The following is a 14702-nucleotide window of genomic DNA, read 5'->3' on the forward strand; positions in this document are numbered from 1 at the left end:
ACCGTACGCAGAAATGATCGCGGACGGCTCCTCGGACGAGGGCGACGTCCTCATCGAGGTCCTGCTGAAGAACGGGATTGTCACCGACGTCGCTTGGGCGTACGGCCATGAAATCCCCTTCACCCTCATCGGTGGCCTCACCAGCGACGATCCGGACTTCGTCAGAGCCTGCACCGACCGGCGCCAGAGCGCCTGGCTCGGGCACCCCCTTGCTCGCCGAGGCCGGGGGCTCCCTGCGCGAGAGCCTCCTGGAGGCCGGCTTCACCGAGGCCGCCACCGTCCGCTCCTACCACTGGAGCCCGCCGGGCAGCCCCGAGACCACCCGCCCCGCACAATTTCTCGACTGGCTCCACGACGACGGCCCTATGTGGGACCGCTTCTACGCAGACTTCGACTTCAAGCCGAGCACCACCTACCGGCCCGCGATCACCGACCCCGTTCCCTCCGCGGTCTGGAACCTGCACTCCCACCACCGGCTCGTCCCCGACCTCCCCGAACGGCTCGACGCGATCGTCCACCGCGGACTGCTCACCGCCACCGAGCCCGGGGAGTTCGTCCACTGGCTCGACTGGAATCACGACGGCTACCGCTACGACCCCCGCCGCACCGACGTCCCCGGCCGGCCGCCCCGACCCGGCAAGGGCACCTCCCCAACGGTGACTACTACCTCCACATCACCGAAGACCTGCGCTTGGGCACCTTCGGCCACCCGTGGGAACAAACACTGACCGTCTGGGGACCGACGCTGCTTGCGGCCGTCGAGGCGGACCTAGCCGAACTCCTTGGAACTCCGATCAGGCACCGCGAGTGACGGTATCGGCCCTGCGTTGCGTCTCCCTCAACTCGGGATACGGGCACAGCGACAGCCCAGGATCTCTTACTGGGCCTCAGTCGCTGCGGCACGAGCTGAGCGGTGTAGTTGGCCGGACGGGCCAAGTACGGCGCTAAGTCACACTGTGACTGCGCACTGGTTCTGTCCAGTGAGCACTGGAGTTGTCGTGCTGAGCGTTCCGCATGGCCAGGACCGTGGCGTCCGCGTGTTCGTCCCCCCTTCCGAGAAGGGGGCGTTGTCGGTGGGTGCTGGCAGGGTGCGTCCATGACGGATAGCGAGATTGCCCGCATGGCACGGATCCTGGGTGGGTTGCCGGCAGCGGCCCGTGAGCTGCTGTTGGGGACGGACTGGGGGTCTCTCCAGCATGCCTACGGCTCCGGCGAAGACATACCGGTTTCCCTGTGCTCGCTCATGGATGAAGATCCCGAGGTTCGGTCCGAAGCGTTTGCCGCATTGGACATGGGCGTGCTGCACCAGGGCTCTCTATACACCGTCACCGCGCCCGCGGCGCTGTTCGTCGCCGCGATCCTCGACCACCCCGTGGGCCTCGCCGAGCACGAGGGGCACTTCCCGTGGGACGACGGACCACCACGCAGTTTGAGGGCTGCCCTGCTCGTCTGGCTGGGGCAGGTTGCCGAGTCTGCCGCCTATGGGGAGGATCCGGCGCGCGACCGAAGCCACTGGGAGTGGAAACCCTGGCACGACGACACCCGCCGTGAGCAGGACCCGGACGAGCTCGCCGCACTGCACGCGTGCCGGGAGATACGCCCCACCCTGTACGACGCTGTCGAGCCGTTCCTCTCCTCTCCCGATCCCCATGTCCGTGAGGCCGCACTCGGCGCCGCAGTGCCACTCCTCCGTGCCCCGGGGCTGACCGACCGGGTGCCGCGGGCCGCCACGCTGCTGCGGGCACACCTGGGCCCCGTGGCAGGGCGACGGGAGCGAGCGAGTGTGGCACGGGCGCTCGGCGAGTGGGGGGCGGACACCTCCGACCTGCTCTCCGACGCCGACCCAGCTGTGCGGGTCTGCGCCGCTCTCGGTCCCACCCCCTTCGATCGGCCACGCGCTCTTGCCGTTCTCCTCGACGCCTTGCGGGACCCGCGAACGACGGACAGCTGGTTCCCCGAGCCACTGCCCGGGTTGGACGGTTGGTTCCGCTTCACAGTCCTGTGCTCCGCGCTCGCCCTGGCCGAAAACATCGAGGAAGTGGAACCAGTGATGATCACCATCGTGGCCGCCGGCGGCACATCGGTGACTGACCACGAACGTGGACCGATCCTGCTCAAAGCCTTTGCGGGTGGCTATGACCCGACCCACCCGCTCACCCCCGCCCAACGCAACCTGTTGCGGGCCTTCGTAGACACCGACAAGGTGACGAGCGGCATCGGCGGGAACAGGTTGTGGTTCCGCACGGCCGGGCTGCCCGAGGACCAGGAGGGCATCGCTGCGCTGCTGTGACCTTCCCCGCCACCGCACCCTAGACCCATGACGTTCCGCGCCTGAGGCTGAGCATCGAAGTTGTCCATTCGGGCCACCTGCGGCGCCCAGTCACAGTGACGTTGTGAGACTTAGCGTTCTAGTTGGCATGCGGAGTGACGACGCCCGCCTCTACCTGCGATGACTTCGGGGGGAATCCCTGTGCGGGCCCTCCCGGGTCTGGGCGAGCCACGAGATCCTGGACCCCACCCCTGGTCGCACCTCTGCACCCCTTGACGATCTTGTATTGCCCCATGGCGTTGAGCCGACTGCCTCCGGATGACATCGAGTCGTACCGACTGACACCGAGCATTCGCGTCGCTGGCCAGGGACGGCCGCGAGTCTGCGGCCGGCAGGACATCCCGGCTTCGCCGTCGGAACGCGGGCGGGGCATGATTCCCGCTGTGCATGGAGACGAGAACGAGCTCGGGTTCGCGCGGTACACGCTGACCCGGACGGAGGACGGCCACGTCTGGGGCGTCTGCGCCGAGGCGGAGGGACTGTTCGGAGAATCCCAGCGCGGGACGTACGAACTGTTCGGCTGGGTTCCGGAGGAATCCGGCGTACCCGCTTGGGTCGGCAGCCGGGTGTGGCTGGTGCCGGATGACGAGGCACTCGACGCCTGGCTGTTGGAGGACGCGGAGACTTCGGGGCAGGTCCCCGGGACGGACAGTCTGCTGCTCACCGGCCTGGACGACTACGTAGGTCCGCCCGAGGGGCACAGGGGCCGCGTTCGCCTGCACGACGGGCACCGCTGGCTGGGTTCCTGCCGGGAATTCGCCCGCGTTCTGTCGCCCGAGCAGCTGCAGCCCTCCCTTGTCCTGCGGGGGCTCGCCCAGAGCGATCAGCTGAGGGTGGGGCTGATGAAGGGCACCCGGCGGGCGCTGGATCTGGAGGAAGCCGCTTTGGAGATACGGGACAGCCACGGTGACCTGCTTACTGATCGGCTGATCTGGGCCACGGTCAGCGACTGGCGCCCCTCCTCCCGCGGGGCGGGCCTGATCGACCTGGAGCTCGACGGGGGCCGCTTCACGCCCGTTCCCGAATACGCCCGGCCCATCTGGGACCGGTGGCTCGCTGGGCCGCCGGACGCCGTGAATGCTTGGGCCGGCCTCGATACCCGCCGCCGCGGGGCCTGGCATGACCTCGTCCGAGAGAGTGCCTGCCGACGATCCCACCACGACCGGCCAGCCGGTCACGCCTACGAACTCGATGGCCGGCACATCACCGACGAACCAGCCCTCTACCTAGCGCTCGGCGAGGCGGTCAACGGGCCGGGTGGCTACTTCGGCGGCTGTCTCGCCGCCCTGGACGACTGCCTGCGTGGCACCTTCGGCTACACCGCCCCCGCCACCCTGCTCTGGCGAGACGCCGTGATCGCACGCGAGCACCTTTCCCAGACCCTGACACCGGAAGGCCAGCCCTACGATTTGTTCACCGCGGTCCTTGAGGCCCTCGCCGAGGGTGGTATGGACGTCACCCTGGCATGAGCTGCTGTCCAGCTACTCCCCAGCGGTGATGCGCTCGGGAGTGGCGGTGGAGCCGGACCGCCTGGCCCACGGGCCAGGAATTTAGCGTCGTAGTTGGCCGACGGGGCCAACTACGACGCTAAGTCACAGGAGGTCCTCGCCGGTGGGACGCTGGGGAGAGGGGGCCACGCGGTGACGGAGGTCTCTTGAAACCGACATGGAGCGGAGCTGTCAGTTTTGGCTTGGTCACGATTCCGGTGGCCCTTGTGCCGGCAACCGAGGATCACTCGATCTCCTTCCTCCAGATCCATACGACGGACGGCGGCCGAGTTCGGTACTCCAAGCGGTGTGAGCTCGACGGGCCAGGAGTTGAGCCAGGCGGACATCGGGCGCGCCTACGAGACCGCGACCGGCACCCTCGTGGAGGTCACCGACCAAGACCTCGACGGGATGCCGCTCCCCACGGCCAAGACGATCGACATCGTCTGCTTCGTCCCGGCCTCCTCGATCGACCCCATTGCGGTCGGCAGGCCCTACTACCTGATGGCCAGCGGTCCGGCCTCGGCGAAGCCGTACGTCCTGCTGCGCATGGCCCTGGAACGCTCCAGCAAGGTGGCCGTCGCGAAGGTCGCGCTCCGCGGCCGGGAACGCCTGGCCCTGCTCCGGGTCGTCGGCGAGGCCCTTTGCCTGCATCATGCTGTGGCCGGATGAGCTGCGATCCACCGACGGTGTCAGCACCCCGCCGGCCGACGTGAACCTGCCGGAGGAGGAGGTGCAGGCTGCGGTTGCCCTGGCCGAGGCGCTCTCGGGCCGCCCCCTGGAGGATCTCCACGACGAGTACCGCGAGGCCCTCGAAGCCGTCATCGAGGCCAAGGCGGAAGGCGTCCGGGCCGAGACCCCTGAGCCGGCCGAAGCACCCAGCGGACAGGTCGTCGACCTCATGGCCGCCCTGGAGAAGTCGGTGCAGGACGTGAAGGCGGCCCGCGGCGAGCACGGCCAGGAGGACGCGACCGTCCACGAGATCAAGACCGACGCCCCGGCCAAGAAGACGGCGTCGAAAAGGACCGCTGCCCGCGCCCGCCAGACGTCACCCCGCAGCGCCTGACCCGTGGCCAAGTCCGCCTTCGCGCGGATCAGTCAGGTGAGCCCGGAGCTCGGTGACGAGTTCGGCCGGCGGGCGCGTTCCGTCGAGGACGATGTCCGCGTGCTCGCGGGTGGGGGCGACATGGCGGGTGTAGGACAGGCGGCTGGTGCCGTACCCGAGTAGTCCTGGAGCGGGGTCCTTGCCCTCCTGGATTTTGCGGAGCGTCTTGCGGACCACCCGGATGTCCGCCGGGGTGTCAACGAACGCGGTCACGGCGGCGATAGCGGTGAGCTCAGGGAGGGCGAGGGCGAAGGTGCCCTCCACGATCACGAGAGCGGCGTCGGCGTGCTGGGCCAGCGCGGCACGGATGAGGGCGGGGTCGAGGGCGTGCGGGTCGCTGAAGTCGACGAGCCGGCCTGGCCCGTCGAAACGGGGAACGCTCGGGGCATCGTCTGGACCGCTGTAGTAGCAGAGGTCCAGGTGGACGAGGCCCGCTTGGGGTACGGCCTTGGCCAAGGTGTGGGCGAGGGTGGTCTTGCCGGAGCCGGCACCACCACCAATGAGCAGGACGACCTGTTGTGTCAGGTAGGGCATGTGGGAATGCGGTTTCATGAGTCCGCCGGAGGCATCCGTGGGTGAGTGTGACCGCCGCCGTCGGAGCGGCTTGAGAACGGTCCGGTGATCGTGCAGGAGGGATCGGGCCAGTCGTGCCGGTAGCCGGGTCAGACCCTTGGGGATCCGGTGTAGTCGTACCACCGGTACCCGCGGTCTACCGAGGCGGGGAGGCCGAGTTCCCCGGGGTCCACCCGGACCCGGTGGCTGCCCTCGCGCGCCACCGGGCCCTTCCCACCCCTCTGGAATGGCACGTGCCCCTCGGCCCGGACCAGGCCGCGACGCGTTTGGGCGCCCGCCGCGTCGACTTAGACCAGGTTGTGAGGCTCGGCTGGATGGGTCCGGCGCGATCAGTGGGGATCGCCTACAAGCGGCAGGGCAGCGTCAGCAGGGCGGCGCTGCCTCGATCTAGTCCGTCGATGAGGCGCAGGGTCCCACAGGTGGTGGCCTGCCCATTCTTGACAACCATCTCCACACTTGGCCGGTTGATGCCCAGTGCGCTCAGTGCCCGCCCTGGGCATCAACACACGTGTTCTCGAAGGCAGGCAAGGAGATCGTGCTCTTCCCGGTCGGTCCCTCCCTGTACTCGGCGACGATCCTCCAGCCTCGCTGGTCAAGGAGCACCTTGGAGGTCCACACCTCGCCCTTCTTGTCCTTCTCCTGCTCCGGCTTCCCGACCTGCTTCCATCCGCGCTTGCCCAGTTCGCGCAGTGTCGCTTCGAAGCGTTCATGGTCCAGCGGTGCGGTATCGGTCTCGAATCCCTTGAAGGCGACGACGCACGAGGACAGCGTGCCGGGCTCAGCATCCTCGGGCATGGCGGCCCATTCCGCGTCGGTCGCCGGCGCCTTCGCGGCCGCCGCCGAGGTGTCGAGGTCCGTGCGCACGACCTCCCGAGTGAGGGGGCCGGTGCCCTCCGGCCGGGGTGACACCGCGACGGCCCCGGCTCCCGCCCCCGTGCCACCGCAGCCCGCCGCGCCGAGCGCGATGACCGCCGCCATCACGGCAGTCCACTTCGTCCTACTCATAGTCCCACCCCAGGTCAGGGGGTTACTCGCCCCCGTGTTCGAGGGAGGAGTCTGTCACGGGGATCCGCCGGAGCGGCTCCTGGGCCCTGCGGTGGGAGCACGGGTCAGCGAGATCGGTACGGTGGCCCGGGTGGCCTCAGCACCTCCGGTGGGGGAGGGGAGGCGGTGGCGCAGTGGTCCGTCTACGACGGCCGCTGGCCGTACGCGCCGCGTGCGGCCGCGCTGCGCGCGGTGTGTTCCTGTGGCTGGGCCGGCGCGGAGCACCGTCTGGACTGGGAGGCGATGGGCGAGCAGGACCTGGACGACGGCGGGGAGGACCAGGCGGAGGCCTGCCTCAAGGACTGGGACGGGCACACGGGCCAGGTGGAGGCGAGGGCTGTCCCTCTGCCGGAGACGGTCACCATGCTGCTGACGCGGTTGGAGGGAGAGATCGAGCGGCTGGCGAAGACTTCCCCGGTCGCGGCGGTGCGGGCCGCCCGCCGACTGGGGGTGGTTGCCGAGCGGGTCGGGTACTGGGCGGCCCGCGGCACCGCCAACGACCTCGACACCGCACAGGCGCCGCCCATCTGGGGCTCGACGAGGACGCGGCCCGTAAGCTGATGGCCCGCTTCGGCCGGTGGAGCCCTTTCCGCTGACTGGAGTCGTTTACCGCTTCGGCAGGTAGTAGGCCAGGGCGTCGCGCGTGTGCGGCCAGTCCAGATGGTTCTGATCCACTTCTTGTGGGGCAGCGACGCGGCGTCACAGCGGGCTGGAAGGATGGCTGTTCGTGTGATGCAGCGTGTTCTCGACGTTCTCCATGGCGTTTTCCCACCTCTCCTCCGTGGTGGTGGACGAGGTCAGAGCGGAGGGCGGCGGGATAGCCCTCACGGCGCGGACGGTGACGAGCGAGGCGGCGTGTCCCGACTGCGGCACCGTGTCCGGCCGTGTCCATGGTGGCTACCGGCGGCGCCTTGCCGACCTCGCGGCGGCCGGGCAGCGGGTTGTGATCGACCTGCTGGTGCGACGTTTCCTCTGCCCGGCAGCAGGGTGCGGTCGCCGTACGTTCGTCGAGCAAGTGGACGGGCTCACGGAGCGGTTCGCGCGGCGCACGCCGCTCCTGCGTCGCTCGCTGGAGAAGATCGCTCTGGCGCTCGCCGGACGTCCCGGTGCCCGGCTAGCTGGGCATCTGTCCATCCCGACGAGTGCGAACTCCCTGCTCAGGCTCGTACGCAGGCTTCCGGACAGGGACGTCGAAGCCGCACCTCGTGTGCTGGGCATCGGTGATTTCGCCCTGAAAAAGGGCCACGTCTACGGGACGATCATCTTGAACATGGAGACCGGCGAACGCGTCGACATCCTGCCCGACCGCACCGCGGACACCCTCTCCGCGTGGCTCCGTGCACACCCCGGAGCGGAGATCGTCTGCCGGGACCGGGCCAGCGCCTACGCCGAGGCCGTACGCACCGCCTGCCCCGAAGCGATCCAGGTTGCAGACCGGTTCCATTTGTGGAAGAACCTGTGCGAAGCCGTCGAGAAGTGCGTTGCAACGCACCGTAGTTGCCTCGCCGAGGCTACCGAGGACGCGCCCGCTGGCGCCACCGACGGGCCGAAGTCCGCGACCAAGGAGGAGGTGCCGGTGCGGCCGGAGGGGATGCGCGTGATCCGGCGCCACGAGCGTCACGCTGCCGTGCACGACCTCTACGACAAGGGCGTCCCGGTCCGGGCGATCTCCGAGGCCCTCGGACTGGACCGCAAAACCGTGCGCCGGTACGCGCACGCGGCCACGCCCGAGGACGCGTCGCTGGCCACCGGATCGCGCCGCCAGGGCGAATCCACGCCTACTCGCCCTACCTCCTCCGGCGTTGGAACGAGGGCTGCACGGACTCGGCACGGCTCCATGCCGAAATCACCGAGCTCGGCTTCACCGGCAGCAAACGGACCGTGCGCCGGCATTTCCAGGGGATCCGCGCCAGCGGCAAACCCGCACCCGACAAGCCCAAGACGCTGACGATCCGCACGGCCACCTGGCTGATTACATCCCACCCGGACAACCTGGACGAGAGCAGCACGCTCAAGCTCAAGAAGCTCCTGTCGCGCAGTCCCGAACTGGACACCGTCGCTGCATGCGTCCGCTCCTTCGCCACGATGATGACCGAGCGCCGTGGCAGCGACCTGGAGAAATGGCTCGCCATCGCCGAAGCCACCGGGATGAAGCCGCTGCAGAGCCTGGCCCGCGGCCTCCGCCAGGACTTCGACGCCGTCACCGCCGGCCTCACCCTGGAATGGAACTCCGGCAAGGTCGAGGGCAACGTAAATCGGGTGAAGCGAATCAAGAGGGACGGGTACGGCCGTGCCGGATTCGATCTCCTCCGCCTGCAGGTACTCCTCGCGGACTGAAGAACGTCACCCTCCGCAACCACCCCACAAGAAGTGGATCAGAACCGTCCAGATTCCCCACGGACGGCCAGTTGAGAAGTCACGCTCCGTCACTAGTACCTTGGTATTAGGGGTCGCTCACCCGGCTGGGGGAGGCAGATGGTTCCGGCGGCTGACGCCACCCGCCCTGGTCGATGCGACGTTCAGAGCATGACTGGTGTTGCAGGGACGATGAAGGCGCCCTGGAGCGCCTCGTTGCAGAGATGGCCGCGCTGGGTGGCCTGGGCAACGATGCTGTGGGCGGTGCTGTATGCCGGCTTCGGCCTGGCGTGCGCGTTGAGCGGGACCTCCTTGCTCCCTCACGGCGGTGGCTCATGGGCCTCCGGGCTGGGGTGGGTGGTCGTGGCGGTGGGCGTGCTGGTGACGCTGGTCAGCGGGGCAGTGGTGCGGTACGGGCTGCGGCCGGAGTTACGGGTGTTGCTCTGGGTGGCCTGCGGGCTGGCCGGGATCACCGCGTTCAGCCTGCTGATGGATGTGATCACGCTGATGGTCGGTCAGGGAGTGGACAGTCGGGCGGCCGCCGCGAACAAGGCTTTGGCGGCGGTCGGGGCGGTCCTGCTCGCGGCCCTGGCCCGGTCCGACCGCCTTCCCGCCGGTGCTGCCGTACGAGCGCCGTCCGCTGCATCGCGGCCCGTCCAACTCGCCGCTTGGGCAGGGACGCTGGCCTTTGTCCCGTACGCGGGGATGAAGCTGGTCTGGGCGTCCGGCGGGACGTTCGCGGGGATCACTGGTGAGGAGATACTTGCGGTCTCGGAGCGGAACGGCGCCTCGGGGATCTTCCTCACCCTGGAGTCCTGGGGTCTGGACCCCACCGCGCTGCTGGCCGTGCTCGGTGTCTTCCTGCTCTGGGGCCTGGTCCGCCCGTGGGGGCAGCTCTTCCCACGCTGGACGCTGCTCCTGCGCGGCCGGCGGGTGCCGCGCTGGCTCCCGCTCGCCCCGGCTCTGCTCGGCGCTGCCACGCTCGCCCCGTACGGCGTTGTGGGGGTCGGATACTTGGCCCTGGCCACGGTCGGCGTAGTGACGATGCGGCCCGGCGACTTCCACTCCTCGGGCGACGCGCTGCTGGTCGGCTGGATCGGGATAGTCGCCTTCGCCGTTTACGGCATCGCCCTGACCATCGCGGCCCGCTCGTACTGGCTTCGGACGCGTCCCGCCCGCCGGCTGAGTGTCAACACGCTGTCGGCGGTCTCGTCGTTGAACCAGTAGTCGCCGGCGGCGAGGTAGCGGCAGGAATGGGCACTGTGGCGGGGCAGGCTCGCGGTCGCGGCACGCCTCCCGTCGCCGCGGGGCTGAAGGGGGTAGGCGGGGCGGAGGGGGCCAGTGATTGAAGTCGCCGACCACGCTGACCGGCCCGTCGGGGTTGTCCTCGGGGAGGATCCTGGTTCGCACTGGTCGAAGAGGTCGTCGATTGGGGCGAGCACCGGTTCATCACGGCTGGTCATCGAGGTGCTCTTCCCGGGTCCATCCCTCCAGGCTCTACCTGGCGCGCTGTGCCTGGCAGGGGTGTGGCCGTGCCAGGGCGGCAACTCGGCATTGCCACCCCGGCCTTGGCAGGGCAGGTCAGACTTGGTACTGGCCGACGGTGATGAAGTAGCGGAGTTCCTCAGGGGTGCCGTCGATTGCCTTGTTGGCTGCGGCGCGCAGGGCGGCGCTGATGCCGGGGCGGGCCAGGATCCGGGCGACGGCGACGCGGTCGTCCTCGGCCTGGGCGAGACGCAGTCCCTTCTTGAGGAACGCGGTGCGGTCGGCGGGGGTGCCGCTGAGGGCCTTGTTGGCTTCGCGCTTGACGGCCTTGCCGGACGCCGGGTTGGCGAGAATGCGTGCGATGGCGACCGAGTTGTCCTCGTCCTGGGCCTTGGCGTAGCCGGTGGCGAGGAACGCGGTGCGGTCGGCGGGGGTGCCGCTGAGGGCCTTGTTGGCTTCGCGCTTGACGGCCTTGCCGGACGCCGGGTCGGCCAGAATACGCGCGATCGCGGCTGCGTTGTCGGTGTCGGAGGCAACGGCGTTGGACGCGACCGGCGTGCCGGGCGGAGTGGCGGCGAAGACCGGGGTGGCGACAAGCAGGGCCGGAGCGAGTGCGGCAGCGGCCAAGACAAGTCCTGCGCGGACGGTGTTCATGAATCCCCCTCGTTGGAACCGACCGGTGATCGATTCCTCTGTCTGCAAGATCATCCGATCGTATGCCACACGCATGTTCGATGTGAGTCGGGCCGTGGCCGCTACGCGGTCGGCTGGCTGACGGCCGGGATCCCGGCGCTCCGCGCCTGTACGAGGCCCCGGGCATCGGTTGCACGCGGTCGGCGGGGACGTCGATCTCGACCAGGTCCGTGGTGATGCCCTGCCCGGTACTGGCGGTGCGGCTGGGCCATGCGCGCAGGGGACCGTGTAGACCTACTGGCCGGCGTCGGTCTGCCACTTCGGGGACGTGCACATCGTGCTCGCTGGGGTGCCTACCCGCTGCTACCTCTTCTCGTTCCGCCTGTCGTACTCGGGCAAGGCGGTCCACCGACCCGTTGACCGCACTATCGGCGAGTCCTACGTGTCGGCGTGGTGAGGTCGAGAGTCTCCGTTCGGGATGCTCCCGTTGAGACGGAGACGCTGGTGATGGCCGAACGCGAAGTATCTGGACTGGTGGTGGCCCGGGTCGGCAGTGTGGAGGCAACCACTGCCGCCACACTGCCCTGGGTGGTGCTTGATGGCGCCGGGCGGCCGATCATGCCGGCAAGCGAGTTCCTGCGGGAGTCGCTTGCTTGCGGCAACACTCCGGCTTCCTGCCGTTCCTACGCCTTTGACCTGCTGCGCTGGTTCCGGTTCCTTGCCGCGGTGGGCGTCGAGTGGAGCCGCGCGAAGCGCGTGGACGTGCGCGACTTCGTTCTGTGGCTGCGGACGTGCCACAACCCGGCGCGGGACCGACGCCGCCCTGACGCGCCCGCTCCGGGGTCGCTGAACGCACGCACTGGCAAGCCGTACCTGAAGTCGGGCTATGCCCCGGCAACCATCAATCACGCGGTGTCGGTGCTGGCGGCGTTCTACGACTGTTGAGCGACGCTGAAGATGAGCATGAGGGCGACGTGCTGGTTGTCGATGGGATGGGATGAAACGACCCCGGCGGCCGTCCTTGAGTTCCAGTGATCGTCGCAACACCCCAGTTCAGGGGATGCGATGGAATCCAAGATCCGACGGTCACGAGGTGTCGGTGGGCACAAGAAACTTCGCAAGGAGCGGGAGCAATACTTGCTGCTCGTGGGCCAGGGGCCGAGCAACCGAGAAGCATGCAAGATCGTCGGCATCAACGAACGGACCGGCCGGGAGTGGCGCAATGGCCGGTCGGATCCGACGCGGTTTCGACCGCCTGCCCGATCAGAGCAGGCGGCCGACTCGTCACCGTCACGGTGCTTGCGCGAGGCCGAACGCATCCACATCGCCGACCGCCTACGCGAGCAGGCGACGATCCGTGCCATCGCGGCCGAGCTGGGCCGTAGTCCATCCACGATCAGCCGTGAGATCTCCCGCAACCGCACGACCAGCACCGGCAAGAAGTGGTTCTACCGGCCCTACGCTGCCCAGGCTCGCGCCGAGGCCCGCCGGCATCGCCCCAAACCGAGCAAGATTGGGGATAGCCCCGAACTTCGGGAGTACATCCAAGACCGTCTGGGCAGGCGCTGGAGCCCGGAGCAGATAGCCCAGCAACTCCGCCGGGACTTCGCCGACCGCCCGGAGATGCACGTGGTGCACGAGACGATCTACCAGGCCCTCTACGTCCAGGGCCGCGGAGAACTACGCCGTGAGCTGGCGCGGTCTCTGCGGACCGGCCGGGTCGCACGCAAGCCCCACCGGCTGGCTACCTCCCGCCAGCTTCGCTACACCCACCCCATGGTCATGATCAGCGATCGGCCCGCAGAAGTAGCAGACCGTGCGATCCCCGGCCACTGGGAAGGCGACCTCATTATCGGCCGCGAAGGCCGCTCAGCCATCGGCACGCTGGTCGAGCGCAGCACCCGCTACCTCATGCTGGTGCACCTGCCCGACGACCACGGCGCCGTCAGCGTCCGTGACGCCCTGGTCGAGACCGTGAAGAACCTGCCAGGCGAGCTCAAGCGGTCTCTGACCTGGGATCAAGGCGCCGAGATGGCACGCCATCACGAGTTCACGACGGCCTCAGACATGACGGTCTACTTCTGCAACCCGGCGAGCCCCTGGCAGCGCGGTTCCAACGAGAACACCAACGGCCTGCTCCGCCAGTACTTCCCCAAGGGCACCGACCTGGCCCTCCATGACCGCGATGCCCTCGACACCGTGGCCGGCGAGCTCAACTCCAGACCACGCAAAACGCTCGGCTGGGAAACCCAGCCGAGTGCCTGCATAAGCTGCTTACCGTCTGACACAACGATCACGTGTTGCGACGATCGCTGGAATTCGCCGTCAGGCCGCCGGGGTCGTCGTGAACACGGTGTCGGCTTCGTGCTCACTCTGTCGCGTGGGTCTCGGTGATGGCGGTGCGGGTGGAGGACTCGTCGACGATTCCCTTCTCCTCGGTGAAGGCGGCGATGAGGGACTGCCAGGCGATGTTGTTGACCGAGCGGGGCAGTCCGCGGCTGAGCAGAAGACGGACAATCCGCACGTGATGGTCACCCGCCAGACGAAGTCCGGACGGATCCCGGCATCCACCGCCTACGTCAGTCACGTCCTCGACGCCTGCGGCTTCCCACCCCGCATGATCCGCTGCACTCGACTGCTCGACCTGGTCAACACCATGGACCCCAAGCTCGTCGCCGCCGCGTTCGGCATGGACCCGGAGGCCACCATGATCTATCTGTCCGACCGCATTGATGAGACCCGCCTGGCGGAGTGGGACACGGCCATGGAGTGACGTCTGGTCAGAGTTCGTACGGGTAGAGAGCGATCTTCTCGCGCTCGATGAAGAGCTCGACCCATGTGCCGGCAACACCTTCGGGCAGCGGATCGGCAACGTCCAGCAGGATCTGCGTGCCATCGAAGTCCAGCACGGCGGCGCCGTCGACGGTGAGGTCCAGCCGTCCGCGCAGGACAACGCAGTGCCCGCCGGGCCGGACGCCCGGTCCGACGCCGACGGCCGGCTTTGCGTTCCGTCCCCAGGCAATGTCCTCGTCCACCGTCCACTCGACGTGGTACTCGCCTGGCGCCGCGGTCTGGTCACCGCACCAGCGGACCGCGGTCCGTCCGAACGGGGTCCGGATTTGAGCCAGCCATGGACTCCAGGGAAACTTTGCGACCTTCTCCAGCTCGATCAGTATCGTTCGATCATGCAGCATCCGAGTTCCTGCCGGAACCCGTGAAGTTTCGGCACTGCCTGGCACAGGTTCGCCGGAACATGTGCGCCTTGCCGAACGACTCGTTCGAGGCGATCGCGACGCTGTTCTTCTCCTCGCGTTCGGTCAGGACCTGGAAGAGGAGTTCGGCGCCACGCCGGTCGAGTTCCATGTAGCCGAGTTCGTCGATCTATGTCGATATCCGCATAGATCGACGAGGTCGGCTACCAGCCCCTCGAACGCGCGGAGGCCAACCTGGTCTTCCAGGTGATCCCAAAGCGCTACGAAAAGGGCTCGATCATCCTGACCTCGAACAAGACCTTCAGCGAATGGGAACAGGTGTTCGGCGACGAGGTCCTGGCCACCGCCATCCTCGACCGCCTCCTCCACCATTGCGACGTCATCTCCATCAACGGGCCCAGCTACCGGCTCAAAAACCGGCTCGCTGCCATCGAGCGAGACCAGGCAAGCGCAGCCCAATAGTTCATGTGGTCGACAAT

17 protein-coding genes and 3 pseudogenes are annotated in these 14702 nt (G+C 68.3%); 14 read left to right on the forward strand and 6 right to left on the reverse strand.

The window, feature by feature from the left end:
• Positions 1-365: 365 nt before the first annotated feature.
• The 6 genes and pseudogenes from ACFWBW_RS16565 to ACFWBW_RS16590 form a co-directional block, all read left to right on the forward strand.
• Positions 366-587: pseudogene (locus ACFWBW_RS16565) on the forward strand (DUF2716 domain-containing protein); the annotation flags it as partial.
• A complete protein-coding gene (locus ACFWBW_RS16570) occupies positions 569-811 on the forward strand; it encodes a DUF2716 domain-containing protein (protein WP_385373098.1) in 243 nt (80 codons plus the stop codon). The pseudogene ACFWBW_RS16565 and the gene ACFWBW_RS16570, both read left to right, overlap by 19 nt.
• 285 nt (positions 812-1096) lie before the next feature.
• Positions 1097-2290 carry a HEAT repeat domain-containing protein gene (locus tag ACFWBW_RS16575; protein WP_385372994.1) on the forward strand — a complete coding sequence of 398 codons (1194 nt, stop codon included), beginning with the start codon at positions 1097-1099 and terminating at the stop codon, positions 2288-2290.
• Between the two features lie 410 nt (positions 2291-2700).
• On the forward strand, positions 2701-3798 hold the full coding sequence (locus ACFWBW_RS16580; protein WP_385372996.1) for a barstar family protein: 1098 nt from the start codon (positions 2701-2703) through the stop codon (positions 3796-3798).
• Positions 3799-4125: 327 nt separating this feature from the next.
• Positions 4126-4488, forward strand: coding sequence for a Ku protein (locus ACFWBW_RS16585; RefSeq protein ID WP_385372998.1), 363 nt, complete (start codon positions 4126-4128; stop codon positions 4486-4488).
• Entirely contained in the window at positions 4472-4882 is a 411-nt protein-coding gene (locus ACFWBW_RS16590; RefSeq protein WP_385373000.1) for a hypothetical protein, read from the forward strand. Before ACFWBW_RS16585 ends, ACFWBW_RS16590 begins: the two co-directional genes overlap by 17 nt.
• Here the strand turns inward: ACFWBW_RS16590 and ACFWBW_RS16595 are convergent.
• Both ACFWBW_RS16595 and ACFWBW_RS16600 read right to left on the reverse strand, forming a co-directional pair.
• Positions 4865-5455, reverse strand: a complete 591-nt coding sequence (locus tag ACFWBW_RS16595; protein ID WP_385373002.1) for a uridine kinase — start codon at positions 5453-5455, stop codon at positions 4865-4867. The two genes, ACFWBW_RS16590 and ACFWBW_RS16595, sit on opposite strands and share 18 nt — an antisense overlap.
• Positions 5456-5974: 519 nt before the next feature.
• Positions 5975-6499 carry a hypothetical protein gene (locus ACFWBW_RS16600; protein WP_385373004.1) on the reverse strand — a complete coding sequence of 175 codons (525 nt, stop codon included), beginning with the start codon at positions 6497-6499 and terminating at the stop codon, positions 5975-5977.
• Between the two features lie 165 nt (positions 6500-6664).
• Here ACFWBW_RS16600 and ACFWBW_RS16605 point away from each other — a divergent pair, with 165 nt between their 5' ends.
• The 4 genes from ACFWBW_RS16605 to ACFWBW_RS16620 all read left to right on the forward strand — a co-directional run bounded on the left by ACFWBW_RS16605 (position 6665) and on the right by ACFWBW_RS16620 (position 10120).
• On the forward strand, positions 6665-7099 hold the full coding sequence (locus ACFWBW_RS16605) for a hypothetical protein (protein ID WP_385373006.1): 435 nt from the start codon (positions 6665-6667) through the stop codon (positions 7097-7099).
• Between the two features lie 178 nt (positions 7100-7277).
• Positions 7278-8486, forward strand: a complete 1209-nt coding sequence (locus ACFWBW_RS16610) for an ISL3 family transposase (protein WP_385373008.1) — start codon at positions 7278-7280, stop codon at positions 8484-8486.
• A complete protein-coding gene (locus ACFWBW_RS16615; RefSeq protein ID WP_385373010.1) occupies positions 8420-8875 on the forward strand; it encodes a transposase in 456 nt (151 codons plus the stop codon). The genes ACFWBW_RS16610 and ACFWBW_RS16615 overlap by 67 nt, the downstream gene beginning before the upstream one ends.
• A gap of 189 nt (positions 8876-9064) precedes the next feature.
• Positions 9065-10120 carry a hypothetical protein gene (locus ACFWBW_RS16620; RefSeq protein ID WP_385373012.1) on the forward strand — a complete coding sequence of 352 codons (1056 nt, stop codon included), beginning with the start codon at positions 9065-9067 and terminating at the stop codon, positions 10118-10120.
• Between the two features lie 354 nt (positions 10121-10474).
• Here ACFWBW_RS16620 and ACFWBW_RS16625 read toward each other — a convergent pair whose 3' ends face one another.
• Positions 10475-11032 (reverse strand): ALF repeat-containing protein, encoded by a 558-nt coding sequence (locus ACFWBW_RS16625; RefSeq protein WP_385373014.1) that lies wholly within the window; start codon positions 11030-11032, stop codon positions 10475-10477.
• A gap of 486 nt (positions 11033-11518) precedes the next feature.
• On the opposite strand from ACFWBW_RS16625, the gene ACFWBW_RS16630 reads away from it, so the two are divergent.
• Entirely contained in the window at positions 11519-11956 is a 438-nt protein-coding gene (locus ACFWBW_RS16630) for a hypothetical protein (RefSeq protein WP_385373016.1), read from the forward strand.
• 120 nt (positions 11957-12076) lie between these two features.
• Positions 12077-13405, forward strand: a complete 1329-nt coding sequence (locus ACFWBW_RS16635; protein WP_385373018.1) for an IS30 family transposase — start codon at positions 12077-12079, stop codon at positions 13403-13405.
• On the opposite strand, the gene ACFWBW_RS16640 is transcribed toward ACFWBW_RS16635, so the two are convergent.
• Positions 13380-13535, reverse strand: a complete 156-nt coding sequence (locus tag ACFWBW_RS16640; RefSeq protein ID WP_385373020.1) for a hypothetical protein — start codon at positions 13533-13535, stop codon at positions 13380-13382. The genes ACFWBW_RS16635 and ACFWBW_RS16640 overlap by 26 nt on opposite strands.
• On the opposite strand from ACFWBW_RS16640, the gene ACFWBW_RS16645 reads away from it, so the two are divergent.
• Positions 13536-13784, forward strand: a complete 249-nt coding sequence (locus ACFWBW_RS16645; RefSeq protein WP_385373022.1) for a hypothetical protein — start codon at positions 13536-13538, stop codon at positions 13782-13784.
• A gap of 7 nt (positions 13785-13791) precedes the next feature.
• Here ACFWBW_RS16645 and ACFWBW_RS16650 read toward each other — a convergent pair whose 3' ends face one another.
• Positions 13792-14205 (reverse strand): hypothetical protein, encoded by a 414-nt coding sequence (locus tag ACFWBW_RS16650; RefSeq protein WP_385373024.1) that lies wholly within the window; start codon positions 14203-14205, stop codon positions 13792-13794.
• Positions 14206-14278: 73 nt separating this feature from the next.
• A pseudogene (locus ACFWBW_RS16655) lies at positions 14279-14392 on the reverse strand (ATP-binding protein); the annotation flags it as partial.
• A gap of 20 nt (positions 14393-14412) precedes the next feature.
• Between ACFWBW_RS16655 and ACFWBW_RS16660 the strand changes: the two are divergent.
• Positions 14413-14685 (forward strand): annotated as a pseudogene (locus tag ACFWBW_RS16660) (ATP-binding protein); the annotation flags it as partial.
• Between the last annotated feature and the right edge of the window lie 17 nt (positions 14686-14702).

The organism is Streptomyces sp. NPDC059957 (assembly GCF_042730015.1).
Classification (GTDB): domain Bacteria; phylum Actinomycetota; class Actinomycetes; order Streptomycetales; family Streptomycetaceae; genus Streptomyces.

Excerpts from the sequence above, each read along its gene's own strand:
- ACFWBW_RS16635 (WP_385373018.1), top strand. The coding sequence starts at position 12,077 with ATGGAATCCAAGATCCGACGGTCACGAGGTGTCGGTGGGCACAAGAAA.
- ACFWBW_RS16650 (WP_385373024.1), bottom strand. The coding sequence starts at position 14,205 with ATGCTGCATGATCGAACGATACTGATCGAGCTGGAGAAGGTCGCAAAG.
- ACFWBW_RS16575 (WP_385372994.1), top strand. The coding sequence starts at position 1,097 with ATGACGGATAGCGAGATTGCCCGCATGGCACGGATCCTGGGTGGGTTG.
- ACFWBW_RS16590 (WP_385373000.1), top strand. The coding sequence starts at position 4,472 with ATGCTGTGGCCGGATGAGCTGCGATCCACCGACGGTGTCAGCACCCCG.
- ACFWBW_RS16600 (WP_385373004.1), bottom strand. The coding sequence starts at position 6,499 with ATGAGTAGGACGAAGTGGACTGCCGTGATGGCGGCGGTCATCGCGCTC.
- ACFWBW_RS16620 (WP_385373012.1), top strand. The coding sequence starts at position 9,065 with ATGACTGGTGTTGCAGGGACGATGAAGGCGCCCTGGAGCGCCTCGTTG.
- ACFWBW_RS16580 (WP_385372996.1), top strand. The coding sequence starts at position 2,701 with ATGATTCCCGCTGTGCATGGAGACGAGAACGAGCTCGGGTTCGCGCGG.
- ACFWBW_RS16630 (WP_385373016.1), top strand. The coding sequence starts at position 11,519 with ATGGCCGAACGCGAAGTATCTGGACTGGTGGTGGCCCGGGTCGGCAGT.
- ACFWBW_RS16625 (WP_385373014.1), bottom strand. The coding sequence starts at position 11,032 with ATGAACACCGTCCGCGCAGGACTTGTCTTGGCCGCTGCCGCACTCGCT.
- ACFWBW_RS16595 (WP_385373002.1), bottom strand. The coding sequence starts at position 5,455 with ATGCCCTACCTGACACAACAGGTCGTCCTGCTCATTGGTGGTGGTGCC.